The organism is Actinoplanes palleronii, from assembly GCF_016862315.1.
GTDB classification, from domain to species: domain Bacteria; phylum Actinomycetota; class Actinomycetes; order Mycobacteriales; family Micromonosporaceae; genus Actinoplanes; species Actinoplanes palleronii.
On the sequence record NZ_BOMS01000168.1, the window covers coordinates 1 to 13,404 of the forward strand.

Annotated in this window: 13 protein-coding genes; 11 read left to right on the forward strand and 2 right to left on the reverse strand. The window is 71.2% G+C overall.

Annotated features, from left to right (window positions below):
• Nucleotides 1-501: 501 nt before the first annotated feature.
• Nucleotides 502-3,726, reverse strand: a complete 3,225-nt coding sequence (locus Apa02nite_RS46615) for a GH92 family glycosyl hydrolase (RefSeq protein ID WP_203830885.1) — start codon at nucleotides 3,724-3,726, stop codon at nucleotides 502-504.
• A 105-nt stretch (nucleotides 3,727-3,831) separates the two neighbouring features.
• Between Apa02nite_RS46615 and Apa02nite_RS46620 the strand changes: the two genes are divergently transcribed.
• Complete coding sequence (locus Apa02nite_RS46620; RefSeq protein WP_203830886.1) at nucleotides 3,832-4,833, forward strand: LacI family DNA-binding transcriptional regulator; 1,002 nt, start codon at nucleotides 3,832-3,834, stop codon at nucleotides 4,831-4,833.
• Nucleotides 4,834-4,938: 105 nt separating this feature from the next.
• On the opposite strand, the gene Apa02nite_RS46625 is transcribed toward Apa02nite_RS46620, so the two are convergent.
• Nucleotides 4,939-5,928 carry a S1 family peptidase gene (locus Apa02nite_RS46625; protein WP_203830887.1) on the reverse strand — a complete coding sequence of 330 codons (990 nt, stop codon included), beginning with the start codon at nucleotides 5,926-5,928 and terminating at the stop codon, nucleotides 4,939-4,941.
• 66 nt (nucleotides 5,929-5,994) lie between these two features.
• Here Apa02nite_RS46625 and Apa02nite_RS46630 point away from each other — a divergent pair, with 66 nt between their 5' ends.
• The 10 genes from Apa02nite_RS46630 to Apa02nite_RS46675 all read left to right on the forward strand — a co-directional run bounded on the left by Apa02nite_RS46630 (nucleotide 5,995) and on the right by Apa02nite_RS46675 (nucleotide 13,321).
• Entirely contained in the window at nucleotides 5,995-6,453 is a 459-nt protein-coding gene (locus Apa02nite_RS46630) for a hypothetical protein (RefSeq protein WP_203830888.1), read from the forward strand.
• 33 nt (nucleotides 6,454-6,486) lie between these two features.
• A complete protein-coding gene (locus Apa02nite_RS46635; protein ID WP_067692361.1) occupies nucleotides 6,487-6,864 on the forward strand; it encodes a VOC family protein in 378 nt (125 codons plus the stop codon).
• On the forward strand, nucleotides 6,857-7,174 hold the full coding sequence (locus Apa02nite_RS46640) for an ArsR/SmtB family transcription factor (protein ID WP_067692465.1): 318 nt from the start codon (nucleotides 6,857-6,859) through the stop codon (nucleotides 7,172-7,174). Before Apa02nite_RS46635 ends, Apa02nite_RS46640 begins: the two co-directional genes overlap by 8 nt.
• Entirely contained in the window at nucleotides 7,167-7,589 is a 423-nt protein-coding gene (locus Apa02nite_RS46645; protein ID WP_067692358.1) for an SRPBCC family protein, read from the forward strand. Before Apa02nite_RS46640 ends, Apa02nite_RS46645 begins: the two co-directional genes overlap by 8 nt.
• A 52-nt stretch (nucleotides 7,590-7,641) precedes the next feature.
• Entirely contained in the window at nucleotides 7,642-8,592 is a 951-nt protein-coding gene (locus Apa02nite_RS46650) for an RNA polymerase subunit sigma-70 (protein ID WP_203830889.1), read from the forward strand.
• Nucleotides 8,593-8,617: 25 nt separating this feature from the next.
• A complete protein-coding gene (locus Apa02nite_RS46655; protein ID WP_203830890.1) occupies nucleotides 8,618-9,310 on the forward strand; it encodes an SDR family oxidoreductase in 693 nt (230 codons plus the stop codon).
• Nucleotides 9,311-9,320: 10 nt separating this feature from the next.
• Entirely contained in the window at nucleotides 9,321-10,088 is a 768-nt protein-coding gene (locus tag Apa02nite_RS46660; protein ID WP_203830891.1) for an aminotransferase class IV, read from the forward strand.
• Nucleotides 10,089-10,149: 61 nt separating this feature from the next.
• A complete protein-coding gene (locus Apa02nite_RS46665) occupies nucleotides 10,150-10,410 on the forward strand; it encodes a BatC protein (RefSeq protein WP_203830892.1) in 261 nt (86 codons plus the stop codon).
• A gap of 11 nt (nucleotides 10,411-10,421) precedes the next feature.
• Nucleotides 10,422-11,636 (forward strand): cupin domain-containing protein, encoded by a 1,215-nt coding sequence (locus Apa02nite_RS46670; RefSeq protein WP_203830893.1) that lies wholly within the window; start codon nucleotides 10,422-10,424, stop codon nucleotides 11,634-11,636.
• Nucleotides 11,637-11,746: 110 nt separating this feature from the next.
• A complete protein-coding gene (locus Apa02nite_RS46675) occupies nucleotides 11,747-13,321 on the forward strand; it encodes an MDR family MFS transporter (protein WP_203830894.1) in 1,575 nt (524 codons plus the stop codon).
• The last annotated feature ends 83 nt before the right edge of the window (nucleotides 13,322-13,404 follow it).

Here is a 13,404-nt window from a genome sequence, read left to right on the forward strand (position 1 = left end):
CCACCGCCCCCGAACCCGACCCACCGCGGACCCCTGCCGCCCCACCGGCACCTACCGCGGACTCGTGCCGCCCCTTCGGGCCCGTGCGCGGACTTCGGCCGCCCCACCGGCACCCACCGCGGACCGCCGCCGCCCCTTCGGGTCCGAGCGCGGACTCCCGCCGCCCCGCCGGGCGGTCATCCGAGTCGCGCTGCGATGACAGGCGCTCGCTGGGGTCGGTCGGCGAGCGCTGGTGGTGCTTGTTCGAGGCGGGTAGCGACGATGGGCGCTCGCCGGGGAGGTGCCGGGCGGGGGGGGTCCTGGGCTTACGGCGTACCGGAAAAGGGTTTTGGTCCGGGCGGGCGGCTGGCGGACCGCCTGCCCGGACCGAACGCGGACCTCGGGGATGCCCGTGCCCGGAATCGATCGGCAACCGGCCGGGGGTCCGCAACCAACCGGGCTAACCCGGGCGGTCGGTTCCCGGCCGGACGGGACCGTCGGCCGGGAACTGACCGATGCTGATCAGGACAGGAGTTGCCACTCGGCGAGTTGGGTCAGCGGGGCGCCGTGGTTGGCGGTGATCTGGAGGCGGTAGTGCTGGTAGGCGCCCGGGCTGCCCGGGATCACGAAGGCCCGTGTCTGCCACCGATCCGTGAAGTCCAGGTTGCTGCGGGTGTCCAGGGTCGTCCAGGTCACACCGTCGGCGGAGCCCTGCAACGTCCAGCTGCGCGGATCCCGCTCGGGAGCGTCGTTCGCCGAGGTCAGCGTGTACTGCTTGACCGCGGCCGGACTGCCCGCCAGCCGGTCCGTCAGCGTGGCCGTGGTGGCCGAAACCAACCACTTCGTCAGGGACGTGTCGTCGGTCAGGGCGGCCTTGCCCTCGCTGGGCGGGTTCTCGCCGGTGACGGTCAGCGTGCCGCCGGTGGCGCGGTCGGCGAGCTGTGCCGGTGCGCCGGTGCCGGTGGTCAGCGACGGCGGCAGGTCCGCGGCGGCCGAGCCCCACGACGACGGGTTCGGGCCCATCACGAACTCCAGGGTGCCGCCGGCGGTCAGGTCCGCGTGGGTCAGGAAGTTCTTCGGGTACGTGACGCCGTTGAGCTTCGCGCTCTGGATGTAGCGGTTCGTGTCGCTCACCCCGGGTGCGGTGACCGAGAACGTTCGGCCGTTCTCCAGGGTGATCGTGGCGCTCGGGTGCAGCGGGGCGCCGATCGTGTAGTCGGTGCTGCCCATCCGCGCCGGGTAGAAGCCGAGGGCGGAGAAGACGTACCAGGCGGACATCTGGCCGTTGTCCTCGTCGCCGAGGTAGCCGCCGCCGGGGCCGGGGCCGTACTGGGTGGTGAGGACGGTGCGGATCTTGTCCTGGGTCTTCGCCGGGGCGCCGGCGTAGTTGTACATGTAGATCATGTGGTGGATCGGCTCGTTGGAGTGCGCGTACTGGCCGAGGTTCGCGTCGTAGGCCTCGCGCATCTCGTGGATCACGCCGCCGTAGCAGCCGGGCAGGTAGTCGCGGGGTGCGGCGAAGACCGAGTCGATCTTCGCGGCCAGGGCGGCGCGGCCGCCGTACAGGTTGGCCATGCCCTGCGGGTCCTGCGGGGCCGGGGTGGCGTAGTGCCAGGGCGCGCCCTCGGTGAACTCGCAGCCCCAGAGCTCGGGCTTGAAGTCGGCGTCGCTGGTGCGCCAGGCGCCGTTGGACTGCTTGCCGCGGAAGAAGCCGACCGACGGCGAGTAGAGGTTGGCGTAGTCGAGGGCCTTGTTGCGGAAGTACGCCGCGTCCTCGGTGTAGCCGAGCGCGCCGCCGAGCTGGGCGATGCCGAAGTCGTCGTTGGCGTCCTCGAGGGTCCAGGCCGCCGACTCACCCGCGACGTCGGTGGGCACGTAGCCCTTGAACGTCGACACCTGGGTGCCGTTGCGGCCGTTGGCGTTGTTCGCCGAGTAGACCGACGCGTTCTTGACCATCGAGGCGTACGCGGCCTGGTAGTCGAAGTTGCGCACACCCTTGACGTAGGCGTCGGCGAAGGCCAGGTCCTGGTTGCTGCCGACCATCATGCCGACGTTGTGCGGGCCGGACCAGCGGGGTGTCCAGCCGCTCTGCTTGTACGCGTTGACGAATCCGTCCAGCATCTCCCCGGTCCGTGTCGGGGTGAGCAGGGTGTAGAGCGGCCAGGCGGCTCGGGACGTGTCCCAGAAGCCGTTGTTGACGTACATCTGGCCGTCGTGGACCTGGTTGTCGTACGGGCTCTGGTGCTTGCGTACGCCGCCGACCAGCTCGGAACGGTTGTTCGGGTACATGAACGCGCGGTAGAGGTTCGAGTAGAACGTGATCAGGCGGTCGGTGGACGCGCCGTCGATACGCACCGTGCCCAGCTGGGCGTCCCAGAGCGTGGCGGCTTCCTCCCGTACGCTGTCGAGGTTTTTGGTACCGACTTCCTGATCGAGATTGCTGTGCGCCTGGGCGACGCTGATGAAACTCGTCGCCATCCGCAGGCTGACCTGCTCGCCGGCCGCGGTGGCGAAGCGCACCCAGCTGGTCGCGCCCTGCCCGGTGATCGTGCCGGACGCGGTGATCGCCTTGTCGACCGTGGCGTAGACGAACATCCGCTGGTTACGGTGGGTGATCTCGCCGGAGATCACCCGGTTGGCGGTGTCGACGGACAGTGAGCCGGTGGCGCTGTCCACGGTGTCGAACAGGATCACCGCCTCGCTGGTCGCCGGGAACGCGAACCGCATCACCCCGGCGTGGTCGGTGGGCGCCATCTCGGCGGTGATGCCGTAGGTGGAGAGTTTCGTGCGGTAGTAGTGCGCCTTCGCCACCTCGTCGGCGTGGCTGAACGTGGACTTGCGCGCGTCCGGCGTGGACTTCACCGCCCCGGTCATCGGCATCACCTGCAACTGGGCGTAGTCGGCGATCCACGGGCTCGGTTCGTGACTGATCCCGAAGCCCTGCACCGTGGTGTCCGGATAGTCGTAGAGCCAGTTGTCGCTGTTACCGTTCGTGATCGGGGTCCAGAAGTTGAAGCCGTGCGGCACCGTCGCGCCGGGGAACGTGTTGCCGCGCGAGTAAGAACTCGTCGAGTCGGAGCCGCGCCGGGTCTCGACGTAGTCGCTGAGCCGCCCGCTGGACTCGTTCTGCTGGATCGTGATGTCGTCGAAGTAGCCGCGGAACGTTCCGGTGTTGGCCGGCTGGTCGTAGCCGATCAGGATCCGGTCGACGGTCTTGCCGGCCGCGTAGACGCCGATCGCCGACGTGACGTTGTTCCAGGTGTTGAACGCGAGCACGCTGCCGTTGCCCTGGAACGACGGGTGCAGCCGGACCCCGTGCTGGTCGACGACGCCGGAGTCGCGCAGGAACGTGCCGTCGGTGAACGCCAGATCCACGGCCACGTCCAGGTGCCCGCCGGACTGCGGATAGACCCAGTAGGACAGCGTGGACCCGGTGGTCACCGGAAGATCAACATCAAAGACTTTCTGGTACGAGTACGAAGCCGTCGCGCTCAGGTCGTTGCCGGAGTACATCAGCGCGGCCGTGCCGGTGTGCGCGCTCTCGGTGCGCACCGCGCTCTCCATCCCGGTCAGCGCGCAGCAGTAACCGCCGATCCCGGCACTCGCCTCGGTGCTGTTGCTCCAGGTCGGCGCGGTCTGCCCGGTCTCGAAGCCGGAGCTGAAATCACCCGCCGCCGCGGCTGCCGGAGTGGCGGGCAGGGCGACCAGGAACCCGCTGAGCAGGGCCGCGACACCGAGCAGCTTCATGAAGCGACCTCCATCGATGACATCGTTGTCAGTAAAGTGCCCTATCAGTTACAGCCCTGTCAACGGATTCACCAGCGTGACTTGTGGACCCGGCATACTTCAGGGATGCACACCCGGCCGCCCACCCTCAGCCAGGTCGCCGCGCGAGCCGGGGTGAGCCTCAAGACCGCGTCCCGCGCGCTCAACGGCGAGCCGTACGTCTCCGGCGCCACCGGCCAGCGGGTCCGCGAGGCCGCCGACGAGCTCGGCTACCGCCTCAACAGCCTGGCCCGCGACCTGCGCACCGGCGGCACCTCGCCACTGGTCGGCCTGATCAGCGGCGACCTGGCCAACCCGTTCTACTCGGCGGTGGCCAGCGGCGTCGAACGCGAACTGCGCCGGCACGGCCTGCTGCTGGTCACCGCGAACAGCGACGAGGACGGCCAGCTGGAACGCAGCCTGGTCGAGGCGCTGCTGGAACGCCGGGTGCGCGCCCTGCTCGTGGTGCCGGGCGGCGACAGCCGGGAATACCAGCGGGTCCGGGACGACCACGGCGTCCCGTTCGTGTTCCTCGACCGCCCACCGGCCGGGCTGGCCGCCGACAGCGTGCTGATCGACAACGCCGGCGGCACCCAGCAGGCCGCCGCGCACCTGCTCGCCGGCGGGCACCGGCGGATCGCGCTCGTCGCCGACCTGGTGCGCACCACCTCGCAGCAGGCCCGGATCGACGGCTTCACCGCGGCGATGGCGGCGGCCGGCAACCCGGACTGGGAGCCGTACCTGCGCACCGGCGTGCACGACGCGGCCACCGCCGAACGCACGATCGGCGACCTGCTCGCCCTCGACGACCCGCCGACCGCCCTGTTCACCACGAACAACCGGCTCACCACCGGCGCGCTGCGGGCCCTGCGCGGGCTGGACCGGCCACCCGCACTGGTCGGCTTCGACGACTTCGAGTTGGCCGACGTGGTCGGCACCACGGTGATCGCCCACGACATGACCGAGCTGGGCCGGCAGGCCGCGCGGCTGGCCCACGAGCGGATCGGCGGCCACACCGGCCCACCTCGCACCGTGGTGATCCCGACGACCCTGATCGCCCGCGGCTCCGGCGAACGCCCCCCGCGGTAGTCGTTCCCGGTGCGCGGTCTGGGGCAGCGCGGGGTCGGCTGGTGCTCAGGGGTGCCTCAAGTGCCCCGAGGCACCCCTGACAACCAGCCGGTGGCCCGGCGGCGGTCAGTGGCGGCGGCGGTGCGGGGGTTTGCGGCGGGCGCTGGCGCGGCGGCGGGAGCCCCGGGCGGACTGGAGCAGGCCGATGCAGAACAGGACTCCGGCGAGGCCGGCGCCCAGATACGCCCATGGGATGGCGAAGCCGACCAGGCTGTTCGACGAGTCCGGCGGTGCCGCCGCGGCGGCGGGCGGGGACGTGCCGGCCCGGGTGCGGGACGGTGTCGGGGACGGGAGCACGTCGTCGCGGATCACCGACTGGATCCAGGCGGCCACCTTGTCGATCCGGCCGGCCTGGTCGGGGCCGGTGTGCGGGCAGTCCGGGCCGTGGCTGACCACGCCGACCACGGTGGCGGTGCCGTCCTTGGCGACGGTGAAGTAGGGCCCACCCGAGTCGTGCTCGCACGGGCTGGTGTTCCCGGCCGGATCAATACCGGTCATGCCGATCTCGGTCTTCGACACTGAGGTGACCTTGAACAGGCCGGTGCGCAGCCGGTTGGGTGTCTTGGCGTCGGTCGCTCGCAGCAGTCCGAAGCCGGCCAGCCGCACCCGGGCGCCGGACTTGGGCGCCGACCGGCTCAGCCGCAGCGGCTTCACGTCGGTGACCGCCTTGTCCATCCGGGCCAGCGCAATGTCGAGAGTGCCCTGCTGACGTACCTCGACCACGCGGACGTCGTGCCCGCCGGACCCGCTCAGCGAGGCCCGGCCGACCGTGGCGACGGTCTTGCGGGCGACCGGCCGGGACACCCGGTTGCCGCGGGTGTCGCGGAAGCAGTGGCCGGCCGTGAGCACCCAGTGCGGCGAGATCAGGCCGCCGGAGCACGAGCTGTCCCGGGTGCCACCGCCGAGCACGGGGATGTCGTAATCGGTCAGCTTGACCGCGAAGCCGTACGTGCCGTCGGGCACGGTGTCGCCGTTCGCGATGGCATGCGCCGGTGCCGCGCCGCCGAGGGTGACGGCGACGAGGGCGAGGGCGAGAAACACCACGATCCGTTGCATACGTGAGAGGTCTACCAAAAGCTGTCCACCTCCGTGATTAGCGGCGGGCCGGGCGGGAACCCCACGATGATGACGACTGTCTATCGAGGACGGATTCATCTGATAGTCCTGCTCACGCTCGCGCTGAGCGTGGCCATCCCGGTGATCGCAGTGGTGTTTCCGGATGTGCCATGGTGGCAGCGTGTGCTCGCGCCGCTGACAGCGGTACCGCTGTTGTGGTTCTACACGCTGCGTGAGCTGGTCTATCGCCTCGAACTGACCGGCACCGAGCTGCGGCTGCGGGCACTGCTCGGCCGGTGGCGGATCCCGCTGGACGAGCTGGCGTCGATCGGCGCGCCCAGCCGGCAGAACCTGGTCTCGGTGAAACACCGCGACGGCCGCTCGTGGAACGTGCTCGCCGGGCCGGGCCTCGTCGACTTCGCCGACCGGGTCGGCGCGGCCGCCCCGAACGCCCGGGTGGGCATCAACGGCTGGCAGCGGACCACCGACCGCGCGGAGAAGTTCTTCGAGCGGGAGCAGGGTTGACCCGTAGGTTTTTTCCTACCTATTGTGTCCGGCATGGCTATCACTCACCTCGACGTGGTCTCCCTGCCGGTCAGCGACCAGGAGCGGGCCCGGGACTTCTACGTCGGCACTCTGGGCTTCGAGCTGCTCCGGCAGAACGCGATGGGCCCCGCCCAGCAGTGGATCCAGGTCGCGCCGAAGGGCGGGCAGACCTCGATCACCCTGGTCACCTGGTTCGACACCATGCCGCCGGGCTCGCTGCAGGGCCTCGTCCTGCACACCGACGACCTCGACGCCGAGGTCGCGGCGCTCGCCGCGAAGGGTGTGCCGGTGCCGGACGGGGTGCAGGACGCGCCGTGGGGCCGGTTCGCGGTCGTCACCGACCCGGACGGCAACCGCCTCGTCCTGAGCGGGCGGCCGCCGCGTGCCTGACGTCGACGTCTTCACCGCGCTGGCCAACCCGACCCGGCGCGAGGTGCTCCGGCTGCTCCGTGAGGACGGCCCGCACCCGGTGAACCGGCTGGCCGGCCGGTTCGACATGCGCCGGCCCAGCTTCTCCGAGCACCTGCGCCTGCTCAAGGACGCCGGCCTGGTCACCGAGCGCCGGGACGGCCGTGAACGGGTGTACTCGCTGCGCGCCGAACCGCTGCACGAGCTGGCCGGCTGGCTGGCGCCGTACGAGAGCTTCTGGTCAGCCCGCCTCGGTGACCTGGCAGCCCTGCTGGAGGCCGAGGATGACTGAACCCGTGACCATCGAGGTCGACCAGTTCCTGCGGCACCCGCCCGCCAAGGTGTGGCGGGCGCTGACCGACCCGGAGCGGCTCTCCCGCTGGCTGATGCCGACCGATTTCGCCCCGGCGGTCGGGCACCGGTTCACCTTCCGCACCGGCCCGCGCCCGGGTTTCGACGGCATCGTGCGCTGCGAGGTGCTCGCCCTGGACCCGGAACGGCTGATGCGCTGGGCGTGGCGCGGCGGCACCCTGGACAGCACGGTCACCTGGACGCTGCAGGCCGAGGGACACGGCACCCGGCTGTTGCTGCGCCACGAGGGCTTCGACCCGTCGGACCCGCTGCAGCGGGCCGCGCTGGAGATGATGGGCCGGGGCTGGCGCTCGCACCTGATGCGACGGTTGGAGCAGGAACTCGGCACGCCGTGACCCGGTGAGTTCCGGGCGGCGCGCGGGTCCGTACCTCGAAGGGGGTGTTCGGATGGATGCCGGGTTCACCGAGACGGCCGGGCCGCTGCGGCGGGAGATCCTGGCGCACTGCTATCGGATGCTGGGGTCGGCGGCCGACGCCGAGGACGCGGTGCAGGACACGTTCGTCCGGGCGTGGCGGGCCTTCGACCGGTTCGAGGGCCGCTCGTCAGTGCGCACCTGGCTGCACCAGATCGCCACCAACGTCTGCCTGCGGCTGATCGAGCAGCGTGGGCGTCGCGCGCTCCCGGCCGGGCTCGGCGCACCGGAACCGGACTGGCACCGGCCCGCGCGCCCCGCGCCCGCGGACACCCGGTGGATCCTGCCGCTGCCCGCCGACCCCGCCGACCAGGCCGGTGCGCGCGAGCGGGTCCGGCTGGCGTTCACCGCCGCACTGCAGCACCTGCCGGCCCGCCAGCGCGCGGTCCTGCTGCTGCGCGACGTCGCCGACCTGCCCGCCGACCAGGTGGCGACGATGCTGGACACCACGACGGTCGCGGTCAACAGTGCCCTGCTGCGGGCCCGCGAACGGATCGCCCGCCAGGCGCCCGACCCGGATCTGATGAGTTCCCGCGACGGTTTCGAGGATCAAGAGCGACTGCGACGGTACGTCGAAGCGTTCGAAAGGGCCGACGTCACCGCGCTGGCCACGGTGGTCCGCGACGACGTCACCCTGGAGATGCCGCCGCACGTCACCTGGTTCGCCGGCCGCACCCCGGTGCTGGGCTTCCTCGGCGCGCACGTGCTGCGCGAGCCGGACCTGTTCACCATGCACGCGGTGACGCCGGGCGCCAACGGCCAGCCCACGTTCGCCATGTACGCGGGCAACGAGGCGCACGCCCTGCACGTGCTGGACCTCGAGCCGGCCGGGATCCGGCGGATCCACATCTTCCTGCAACCGGACCTGTTCCCGGTCTTCGGCCACCCGATGACTCTCGCCGCCGCCCGGGATCTGCACAGCTGACCCGACAAGTGCTGTGGAGGAAACGATGAACGGAAAGTCCGTAGTGGTGGTCGGCGGCAGCCGCGGCCTGGGGCTCGGTGTGGCCGGCGCGGCCCGGGCGGCGGGCGCCCGGGTGACCGTGGTGGCCCGCGGGATCAGCCCGGCCGACGGGGTGCCCGGCGACGCCACCGACGAGCTCTTCGCGGCGAAGGTGCTCGCCGAGCAGCGCCCGGACCTGCTGGTGATCACGGCGGGGGCGGCGCCGGAGATGCTGCCGCTGACCGGGCACACCTGGGAGAGCTTCTCGGTGAACTGGCACAGCGACGTACGGATCGCCTTCACCTGGCTGCGCGCCGCCCTGACCCTGCCGCTGGCGCCCGGCTCCCGGGTGGTGGTCTTCGGCAGCGCCGCCGAGCTGCGCGGTTCCCCGCTCAGCGGCGGGTACGCGGGTGCCAAGGCCACGGTCCGGCTGATCGCGGGCTACGCGGCCGGTGAGGCTCGCGACCTGGGCATCACGGTCACCACCGTGCTGCCGGGGATCACGCCCGGCACCGGGGTGGGTGAGACCGCGATCCGGGCGTACGCGAAAGCCTCGAAAATCTCCCGGGACGAGTTCACCGCAAGGCTGACCGCGGCCGCGACCCCGGAGTCCACCGGCCGGGACATCCTCGCCCTGACCGGCACCGACCCGGCCTACCTGATCGACGCCGACGGATGGAGGCCACTGCCCGCCGCCTAGGGTGCGGTGCATGGTTCATGTGGAGATCGACGGTGCGCCGGCCGCGCTCGACGCCCTGTATCGGGCGGCGACCTGGAACTTCGGGCACTTCACCTCGATGCAGGTGCGCGGGCGGGCGGTGGCCGGGCTGGAGTTCCACCTGCGCCGGTTGCGGGAGGCCTCGGCCGTGCTGTTCCCCGGTGAGACGCCGCCCGCCGACCAGCGTGTCCTCGACCTGATCGGGCACGCGCTGGGTGCGGAGCGGGACGCGTCAGTACGGGTCACCGTGCTGCCCGGCGCGACCGTGATGGTGTCGGTCACCGAGCCGGCCCCGGATGCCGCGCAGGCACCGCTGCGGCTGCGGACCATCACCTACGAACGGGAGCTGCCGCAGCTCAAGCACGTCGCCACGCTGGGTCTGACCCACCACTACCTGGCCGCTCGCCGCGACGGCTTCGACGACGTGCTCTTCGCCGGACGCGACGGGCACGTGCGCGAGGGCTCGGTCTGGAACCTGGTGGCCTTCGACGGCGAGCGGGTGATCTGGCCGGACGCGCCGATGCTGACCGGCGTGACGATCCAGGTGCTGCGCCGCGGCCTGGCCAAGCTCGGCGTCCCGGCGGAGCACCGGGTACTCACCACCGTGTCCCTGGCGGGGCTGAGCGCGGCAGCGGCCAACTCGCACTGCCCGGCCCAGCCGATCGCCGCGGTGGACGGTACGGACCTGGCCGCCCACGAGCCCCTGACCGGGCTGTTGTGGCGGGCCTGGCGCGAGGTCCCGTGGGACAAGCTCGGTTAAATCTGATCTTTTCGGGTATCGCATGACGGTCATACGCAGCGCGAAAAAATGGGGGATCAGCATGGGACTCAGCGACCAGGAAATCATCAGCTCGGACCCGGCCGGCCAGGCCGGCGAGGGCCCCGCGGACGGCGGCGCGAACCCGCTGGGCCGCGACGGCGGCGCCGACGGGGGAGCGGGTAAGGAAGGACCGGCCGACGGCGGTGCCGATACCGACGCGGTCGACGGCGGTGCCGACGGTGGCGCCTCCGGCGAGGGTCCGGCGGACGGTGGAGCGAACGCCGCCGGCCATGACGGTGCCGCCGACGGACCGGCTGTCTGAGGCCGGAACGGATGACCTCCACCCTGGCCCGTGCCGTCGCCGCCGACCGCGACGAGTTCGCCGCCACCTTCTGGGGGCGTCTCCCGTTGCTGTCCCGGGCCGCCGATCTCGGCGGCCCGGACGGCTTCCACGATCTGATCTCCTCGGCCGCGGTCGACGAGCTGCTGAGCCGCCGCGGTCTGCGCACCCCGTTCCTGCGGGTGGCGCAGCACGGCAAGGTGCTGCCGGCCGGGCAGTACACCGGTGGCGGCGGCGCCGGGGCCGAGGTCGCCGACCAGGTGCACGACGACAAGGTGCTGCGGCTGTTCGCCGGCGGTGCCACGCTGGTCCTGCAGGGCCTGCACCGGCTGTGGCCGCCGGTGATCGACTTCGCCGGGCGGCTGGGCGCCGAGCTGCGGCAGCCGTTGCAGGCCAACGCGTACCTGTCGCCGCCGTCCAGTCAGGGGTTCGACACCCACTACGACACCCACGACGTGTTCGTGCTGCAGGTGGAGGGGGCCAAACGCTGGCGGGTGCATCCGCCGGTGCTGCCCGATCCGCTCGAGCGGCAGCCGTGGGGCGGGCGGGCCGACGAGGTGGGCGCCACCGCGGAGGGTGAACCGCTGCTCGACGTGGAACTGCTGCCCGGCGACGCGCTGTACCTGCCGCGCGGCTGGCTGCACTCGGCGCGGACCGGGAGCGGCAGGTCACTGCACCTGACGGTCGGTGTGCGCGCGCTGACCCGCTTCGACCTGGTCGAGGAGCTGTTGACTGCGGCCGCGGCGGAGCCCCGGTTGCGGGCTTCCCTGCCGTACGGAATGGATGTCACGGACCTGGATGTGGTCGGCGCCGAGCTGGCCGCGACCGTTGCCGCCCTGCGGTCCTGGCTGCTGACCGCGGACCCGGCGGCGATCGCCGAACGTCTCCGCGAGCGGTCCTGGGCTTTGAAGCGCCCGGAGCCGATCTCCCCGATGAGACAGCTCGATTTCGCCGGCGCGCTCACCCCGGACGACGTGATCGTGGTGCGTGGCGGCCTGCGCTGGACGATGACCGGGTCCGGAGAACGGGTGACACTGCAGCTCGCCGGCCGAACCCTGGAGTTGCCGGCCAGCTGCGAGTCCGCGGTGCGCATGTCGCTTGACGGCTCTCCGCATCGGGTCGGTGACCTGCCGTTACCCGATGACGCCGACCGGCTGGTGCTGACCCGGCGTCTGCTGACCGAGGGAGTGCTGATTCCCGAGGCGTGACTCTCGTCACCTGATACCTAGCCGGGCGGCAGGCTAAATTGGTCCCGTGGCCGGCCGATGGAACACCCGTCGGCGGCCCCGCACGACCGAGACGAGAGAAGGAACCATCCATGGCGGAACCGGACACCCGGACACCAGAGAAGGCCGGGCTGGGGTTCACGCACCGGGAGATCCTGGTGACGATGAGCGGCCTGGTCATCGCGATGCTGCTCGCCCAGCTGGACAACATGATCGTTGCTCCGGCGCTGCCGACCATCGTCGGTGACCTCGGCGGCCTCGAGCACCTGTCCTGGGTGACCACCGGCTACATCCTGGCCACTACGATCGCCACGCCGATCTGGGGCAAGCTCGGTGACCTGTACGGCCGCCGGATCACGTTCGTCGCCGCCGTCGCGCTGTTCCTGGTCGGTTCGATGCTGTGCGGCATGGCGCAGAACATGGCCGAGCTGATCGCCTTCCGGGCCGTGCAGGGCCTCGGCGCCGGCGGCCTGATCGTCGGCGTGCTGTCGATCATCGGCGAGATGATCCCGCCCCGGGACCGCAGCAAGTACCAGGGCGTCATGATGGCGGTCATGCCGGTCGCCATGATCGGTGGCCCGCTGATCGGCGGCGCCATCACCGACCACCTGTCGTGGCGCTGGGCGTTCTACGTCAACCTGCCGCTCGGCCTGGTCGCCCTGGTGGTCAGCTGGATCACCCTGGCCCGCCTGCCGCGCGGCACCGGCCACGCCAAGATCGACTGGTGGGGCACCGGCCTGCTCACCGTCTGGATCACGTCGCTGGTCCTGGTCGCCACGTGGGGCGGCACCGAATACGCCTGGGGCTCCCCGCAGATCCTCGGCCTGATCGCGCTGACCGTTGCCGGTCTGGCCGCGTTCATCGTGGTCGAGCGCCGCCAGCCCGAACCGATCATGCCACTGCGCGTGTTCAAGAACCGCAACTTCGTGCTGGCCGGTGGCATCGCGTTCGTCTCCGGCTTCGCGCTCTTCGGTGCGATCGGCTACCTCCCGCAGTACCAGCAGTTCGTCCAGGGCTCCTCGGCCACCAACAGCGGCCTGCTGCTGATGCCGATGATGGCCTCGGTCATGGTGGTCAGCATCGTGGTCGGCAACCTGATCAGCCGCACCGGCCGCTACCGGATCTTCCCGATCATCGGCGGTGTCCTGGTCGTCGCCGGGATGTTCCTGTTCAGCACGGTCGACCTGCACACCTCGAAGACCGCCACCGCGCTCTACATGGTGGTCCTCGGCGCCGGCATGGGCGGCATCATGCAGACCAGCACGCTGATCGCGCAGAACAGCCTGGAGATGCGGGACATGGGCGCCGGCACCGGAGTCTCCACGTTCCTGCGGAACATGGGCAGCTCCCTCGGCGTCTCGATCCTCGGCGCGATCTACGCACACCACCTGACCACGTCCCTGGCGGACTCGGGCGCGTCGGCGGCGGGCGGCACGATCTCGGCGTCGTCGATGACCCCGGCGGCCCTGCGCGCCATGCCGGAAGCGGTCCGCGAGGTCTTCCAGCGCGCGGTCACCGACGGCATCAGCAACCTGTTCGTGTGGGGCAGCGCGGTCGCGGTGCTCGGCGTCGTGGTGGCGGTCTTCGTCAAGCACGTCCCGCTCCGCGGCGGCAAGGCGGTCGCCACGGTCAAGCCGGCCGAGACCCCGGTCCCGGTCGCTCACTGATCATTTTCTGCCACGCAGGGTCCGTCGTTTCCTGACGGACCCTGCGTTTTTCCTTTCGGTACGACTACGGAGCGCCCGTCCGC

What these genes read in the sequence shown, in the direction of transcription:
- Apa02nite_RS46615 (WP_203830885.1), bottom strand. Translation starts at nt 3,726, where the DNA reads ATGAAGCTGCTCGGTGTCGCGGCCCTGCTCAGCGGGTTCCTGGTCGCC.
- Apa02nite_RS46620 (WP_203830886.1), top strand. Translation starts at nt 3,832, where the DNA reads ATGCACACCCGGCCGCCCACCCTCAGCCAGGTCGCCGCGCGAGCCGGG.
- Apa02nite_RS46625 (WP_203830887.1), bottom strand. Translation starts at nt 5,928, where the DNA reads ATGCAACGGATCGTGGTGTTTCTCGCCCTCGCCCTCGTCGCCGTCACC.
- Apa02nite_RS46630 (WP_203830888.1), top strand. Translation starts at nt 5,995, where the DNA reads ATGATGACGACTGTCTATCGAGGACGGATTCATCTGATAGTCCTGCTC.
- Apa02nite_RS46635 (WP_067692361.1), top strand. Translation starts at nt 6,487, where the DNA reads ATGGCTATCACTCACCTCGACGTGGTCTCCCTGCCGGTCAGCGACCAG.
- Apa02nite_RS46645 (WP_067692358.1), top strand. Translation starts at nt 7,167, where the DNA reads ATGACTGAACCCGTGACCATCGAGGTCGACCAGTTCCTGCGGCACCCG.
- Apa02nite_RS46650 (WP_203830889.1), top strand. Translation starts at nt 7,642, where the DNA reads ATGGATGCCGGGTTCACCGAGACGGCCGGGCCGCTGCGGCGGGAGATC.
- Apa02nite_RS46655 (WP_203830890.1), top strand. Translation starts at nt 8,618, where the DNA reads ATGAACGGAAAGTCCGTAGTGGTGGTCGGCGGCAGCCGCGGCCTGGGG.
- Apa02nite_RS46660 (WP_203830891.1), top strand. Translation starts at nt 9,321, where the DNA reads ATGGTTCATGTGGAGATCGACGGTGCGCCGGCCGCGCTCGACGCCCTG.
- Apa02nite_RS46665 (WP_203830892.1), top strand. Translation starts at nt 10,150, where the DNA reads ATGGGACTCAGCGACCAGGAAATCATCAGCTCGGACCCGGCCGGCCAG.
- Apa02nite_RS46670 (WP_203830893.1), top strand. Translation starts at nt 10,422, where the DNA reads ATGACCTCCACCCTGGCCCGTGCCGTCGCCGCCGACCGCGACGAGTTC.
- Apa02nite_RS46675 (WP_203830894.1), top strand. Translation starts at nt 11,747, where the DNA reads ATGGCGGAACCGGACACCCGGACACCAGAGAAGGCCGGGCTGGGGTTC.